The 5,312-nt window shown below is 34.6% G+C and carries 3 protein-coding genes, 4 tRNA genes and 1 pseudogene; all 8 read right to left on the reverse strand.

The features are described 5' to 3' along the window. Positions 1-1,626 precede the first annotated feature (1,626 nt). The 8 genes and pseudogenes from JSS34_08330 to rplF all read right to left on the reverse strand — a co-directional run bounded on the left by JSS34_08330 (position 1,627) and on the right by rplF (position 4,863). A tRNA-Asn gene (locus tag JSS34_08330) sits at positions 1,627-1,699 on the reverse strand. 8 nt (positions 1,700-1,707) lie between these two features. Next, positions 1,708-1,781, reverse strand: a tRNA-Ala gene (locus tag JSS34_08335). A 3-nt stretch (positions 1,782-1,784) separates the two neighbouring features. Beyond that, positions 1,785-1,873, reverse strand: a tRNA-Ser gene (locus tag JSS34_08340). Between the two features lie 186 nt (positions 1,874-2,059). After that, a pseudogene (locus JSS34_08345) lies at positions 2,060-2,926 on the reverse strand (NADH-quinone oxidoreductase subunit H). A 211-nt stretch (positions 2,927-3,137) separates the two neighbouring features. Continuing rightward, positions 3,138-3,401 (reverse strand): hypothetical protein, encoded by a 264-nt coding sequence (locus tag JSS34_08350; protein ID MBS0186309.1) that lies wholly within the window; start codon positions 3,399-3,401, stop codon positions 3,138-3,140. A gap of 217 nt (positions 3,402-3,618) precedes the next feature. Further along, positions 3,619-3,930 carry a hypothetical protein gene (locus tag JSS34_08355; protein ID MBS0186310.1) on the reverse strand — a complete coding sequence of 104 codons (312 nt, stop codon included), beginning with the start codon at positions 3,928-3,930 and terminating at the stop codon, positions 3,619-3,621. Between the two features lie 209 nt (positions 3,931-4,139). After that, positions 4,140-4,212, reverse strand: a tRNA-Lys gene (locus JSS34_08360). A gap of 222 nt (positions 4,213-4,434) precedes the next feature. Beyond that, complete coding sequence (rplF, locus tag JSS34_08365; GenBank protein ID MBS0186311.1) at positions 4,435-4,863, reverse strand: 50S ribosomal protein L6; 429 nt, start codon at positions 4,861-4,863, stop codon at positions 4,435-4,437. Positions 4,864-5,312: the final 449 nt, after the last annotated feature.

Here is a 5,312-nt window from a genome sequence, read left to right on the forward strand (position 1 = left end):
TACTCTCCTAAATCTACTCTCCTAAATCTACTCTCCTAAATCTACTCTCCTAAATTTCTACTCTACTAATTCTTATAATGGGGATTTCTCCCTGGCACTTTACGAGAGGTTCTTCTACGGACTTTTCTTTTCGATTATTAGGCATTCCCACTCTATTATTATTGAATTCTCCTGGCCCTGTACGAGGAACTTTTCTACTGACTTTTCTAAGGATATACCTAATGATCTACTCTCCTATCCTTACACGACATTTTACGCTGACTATTTTTCTTTTCTAAGATTATACGATATACTATTTTCTAAGGATATACTCTACTAAATATCTACTCTCCGAATTTTCTACTCTCCGAATTTTCTACGGGCCTTTCTTCTACCTATTATTCTTAGAAATGAATCTACTCTCCTAAATTTAGACTCTCCTATCCTTACACGAGATTTGATTCTACCTAATATTCTTTTCTAAGGATCTACTCTACGATTTTTGGACTCTCCTAATTATGTACTCTACTAATGATTGATTCTCCGGGCCCTGTACCTGGGGCTACTTCTACGAGGGATTCGGCTATGTGCTTTTCTAATCTTCTACTCTACGAATTATCTACTCTCCTAAAATCTACTCTCCTAAAACCTACTCTACGAATTTTGTATTCTACGGCCCCTCTACGGACTTTATAAGGACATACTCTCCTATACTTCTACTGGATTTTCACCTACTATTTGATTTTTGAACTCTCCTAGCCCTCTACGGAATCTTCTTCTACGTGCTATTCTTCTACCTATTATTCTTTTCTAATCTTCTACTCTCCTAAGGATCTACTCTCCTAAAATCTACTCTCCTAAAATCTACTCTCCTAGCCTTCTACGGGATTTTCGCCTACGTACTATTATTCTACGTACTATTCTTCTACCTAATATTCTTGGAAAATTATCTACTCTCCTAAATCAACTCTCCTAAATCTACTCTCCTAAATCTACTCTCCTAAATCTACTCTCCAAGGATTATACGGAATTTACTAACGGGCAACTCTCCCATTTTTCTACGAGACTTTTTCGCACTTTTTATCGATGATTCATTATCTTTTTCTACGGAGGACTCTCCCATCTTTACACGGTGCTTTTTTACTGTTTTTATCGATGATTAGGTTTATTTTCCTACGGAGGACTCTCCCTATTTTGTTCGAGAGATTTTTCACTTTTGGGCTCTTTTTCTACGGAGGACTCTCCCATCTTTCTACGAGACTTTTTTACTGTTTTTATCGATGATTGGATCTATTTTCCTACGGAGAACTCTCCCATCTTTCTACGACTCATTTTTACTGTTTTTATCGATGATTTGATTCATTTTCTAACGGGCTATTCCCCACGCTGTCTTCGACCAAGGTTTTCGATAATACCTTTTATCAAGTTTCCCTTGTTTATAGGATTATTCTATTATCTTATCCCTTATATCTTCTATTATATATCTTGGTACTATATTCCCCCCCCCCCTCTATTGGATTATTTTTAATCTTTTTTTTAAAAGCATGAGGTTTCATTTTCATTTTTTTAGACCTTTTTTGATTATTTTTTTCTAAATAGAGGAATGACATTATCTGCCGCACTAATCTATGAGTATTTTCTGAATTCCTCTTCAAGAGGGACTCGAACCCGTCATTCACCGATTAACAGTCGGCCGCATGTACCCTTCTGCTATTGAAGATTTTTTTTTGGAGTTTAAGAGCTTCGAACTCTTGACCTTTTCTGTGCAAAAGAAACGCTCTACCAAACTGAGCTAAAACCCCAATAGGTGTGAGTGAGATTTGAACCCACGATGATGGTTACCCACCATAATTATTTTCAAGACAATCGCATTAGACCACTCTGCCATCACACCTCTTTGCCTTCTTCGATGTCTAATACTTTTCGGTTTTTTATTTATTATATTTTTCCTCTTTTAGATTTACTTTTTTTCACTAATCTTATTTAGGTCGTTTCTATTATCTTAATTTAAGGCTCCAAAGGCTAATAATACACTTACTGTAAATACTAATCAACCTAAACTTAATGGTAAATATGATTTTCATAATAATGCCATTAGTTGATCATATCGGATTCTTGGGAAACTCCCTCGAACTCAAATAAATACAAATATCATTAATGTTGTTTTTATTGCTAATCATGGTAATGGTAATCCTATTCAAAATAACGGTTGTCATCCTCCTAAAAATAATATTGAAATCATTGTTGACATTAATATTATGTGTGAATATTCCGCTAAAAAGAATAATGCAAATGTCATCGCTGAATACTCTGTATTATATCCTGATACCAATTCCGATTCTCCTTCTGTTAAATCAAATGGTGCTCGATTTGTTTCTGCCAATGCTGACACTACAAACATTACAAATGCTGGTAATAATGGTAATGCATATCAGATTTCACTTTGAGATGTTATTATTCCTGTTAAGTTTAACTCTCCACTACTTACTACTACTGATAATATTATTAATCCTATTGATACTTCATAACTTATCATTTGCGCTGATGCTCGAATTGCCCCTAAAAACGCATATTGAGAGTTACTTCCTCATCCTGACATTATCAATGAGTATACACTTATCGATGATACTGCCATTATAAATAAGATTCCCAATGGTCAATCTACTACTACTGATCCTTCCGCTATTGGAACTACTGATCATGATATTAATGCCATTGCTAATCCTAGGATTGGAGCTATCATATAGATTATTGTATTTGAATGTGTTGGAATTATCGTTTCCTTAGTAAATAGTTTCACTCCATCTGCTATTGGCTGTAGTAATCCCGCTATTCCTACTACTGTTGGCCCTTTTCTTAATTGAATTGATCCTAATACTTTTCTTTCTGCTAATGTCACAAATGCAACTGCTATCAGTACTGGTACTATTATTGCTAAACTTTTCATTTTTTCCTCTTTCTATTTAGGCGAGATTTGCCCTGCTGTGTTCGAGGGGCCTTTTAGGGCTCGGGGATTTGTCGCATATTTTACTCTTTCTTGTTTTACTTGTCATCCCCGAATCTCTACACCTATTACTTCTTTCTCTTTTACACTTGTCGGTGTTCCCTTTCATGTTGGTTTCTTTACTACGATATCTTGTTGTTTCATTTTGTTTTCTTTAGATTGTCTGACCTCCTAATGCTATCACCTCCGCATGTATATTTAGACCTTTACTTATTGGGCCTTTCGCTTTCGCTTTTGAGCCTTTTATCATTACTGCTGCTTGGTCAAATGACACTCCTGTATGTGTATATCTTTTCGTTCGAACTACTATACTTCGTTCTACTTTACCTTGATGTCTTATCACTATCTCTTGACCTATTCTTACTTTTCCTTGGATTAAATATCCTGGTTCTTTTTTACCTATTACTTCTAATTTCATTATTTTTTTTTTCTTTCTCTATGTTCGTCCTCCTAAATGCGATTATCATCGTTGATTCTTATTATCGTCGTTGATTTACTTTCTGAATATATGCTTGTTTTTGTTCTATACTTGCTTGTTGTTTTGATACTCGACGTTGAATCTCTGTCATTGTTGGAACTAGACTTCGATCACTACTTACTAACATTTCCGCTATTATATCTGATGTTCCTTGTGTTCATGGATCTGTTACTTCTCGATATTCTATGATCGATCTTTTACCTTCATATAATGCTAAGATTTCCATTATATATTGTGTTATATAAGATGGAACTTGAAGATTTATTATTTGTCGTTCCAAGATTTGTTTTCGAATTTCTTTTTTACTATATTCCATTTTACTTCCATAACCTACTGGACCTTCTGTTCCTAATTCTCCTATTATTCCATCATCTATTGTTCTAATTTTTTCTGGTACTAACATTTTATTTTCTCTTTTATTTACTACCAATATCATTCGATTCTCTTTTGTTGAAAATGCTGATTCCATCTTCTTAGGTTTAGTTACTTTATAACCGAATTTCGCCAAGATTCCTGAGATTAACTCTTGGATTTTTCATTTTCCTGTTACTGCACCTTTTACTCCTGATGCATAACTTCGACCTTTTCGACCTAATATCGGTGTTCGACTTTGTCATCATAATGTTACTCCCAGTCTATGACTTATTGGATGAGTCTTTCTTGACATTTTATTATTAATGAGCACAGAGAGATTTGAACTCTCGCGATTTTCATTAAAAGTGAAACGCTCTACCTACTGAGCTATGTGCTCTTTTCTCTACCCATCTTATGCAGGGATAACAATTTGGCATTGTTGACAGACTCATTATCTGCTCTTAGTTGGTTCGATTCCTTCCCCTGTCATCTTTCTTTTCATTTGGGCTCTTTCTTACGCTCATTTTACTATTCCTTTTCCATTATATTTGTCCCGTGATGCTGGTCGATTTTCCACTATTGTACTTAGATATTGTCGAAGGGCACTGTAGGATGAACTTCAGCCTTCGATTATCATTCCTCCACCTTTGATTTTTAATGTTATATTTGATGGGATCTTTATCACTATTGGCTGCTTATATCCTAAACTTAGTTCTAATCTATCTTCTACTACTTGGGCTCGATATCCTACTCCCTTTATTGATATCTTTTCCTTATATCCATGTGTTACACTTCGAGCCATTTCTTTTATCTTTTCCGAGATTTCGATCGGTGAGACTGATGCATCGATTTTCATATATTTTCGACCTAATGTACCTGAAACATAAACTTCTGTTGATCCTTGTGTCTTATGTATATATTCTTGGTATTTTCGATCTTCTTTATTATGAGATCTTTCTGAGGACTGTTTTGGCTTTTCCACTTGTTGGGCCAATGTTCGATTATTAATCTTTATTACGCCTCTTACTTGTTTTGTCTCTATTATCATTAAGCACTGATTGGAATTGAACCAACTATTAACAATTTTGCAGATTGCCTATCAACCGTTGATTACAGTGCCATCTTTAGGGTTATTCTTCCTTGGTGAAGGCTTTGCCTGTTTTGGAAGAATAACCTTTTATTTATTATCTTATTTTAGTTAGAATTGATTAGAATTAATTAGTTTAGATTTGCACCCTTTCTCGCTCTCTTTCATTCGATCTTCGAGGGCTATATTAGATCTTTTATCTTTCATTAGATCTTTCCTTGCCATCTTTCATTAGATCTTTCCTTGCCATCTTTCATTAGATCTTTCCTTGCCATCTCTGATTTGATCTTTTAACACTCTTTCATTAGATCTTTTAGCACTCTTTGGCCATTCTTTATCTTTCCCTCTTCTTCAATCTTTCCCCCTTAAATTATCCCTTCATTTTTCCTTTTTAATTATCTCTTAAATTA

It is taken from the genome of Pseudomonadota bacterium (assembly GCA_018242545.1).
Taxonomy (GTDB): Bacteria; Pseudomonadota; Alphaproteobacteria; order 16-39-46; family 16-39-46; genus 16-39-46.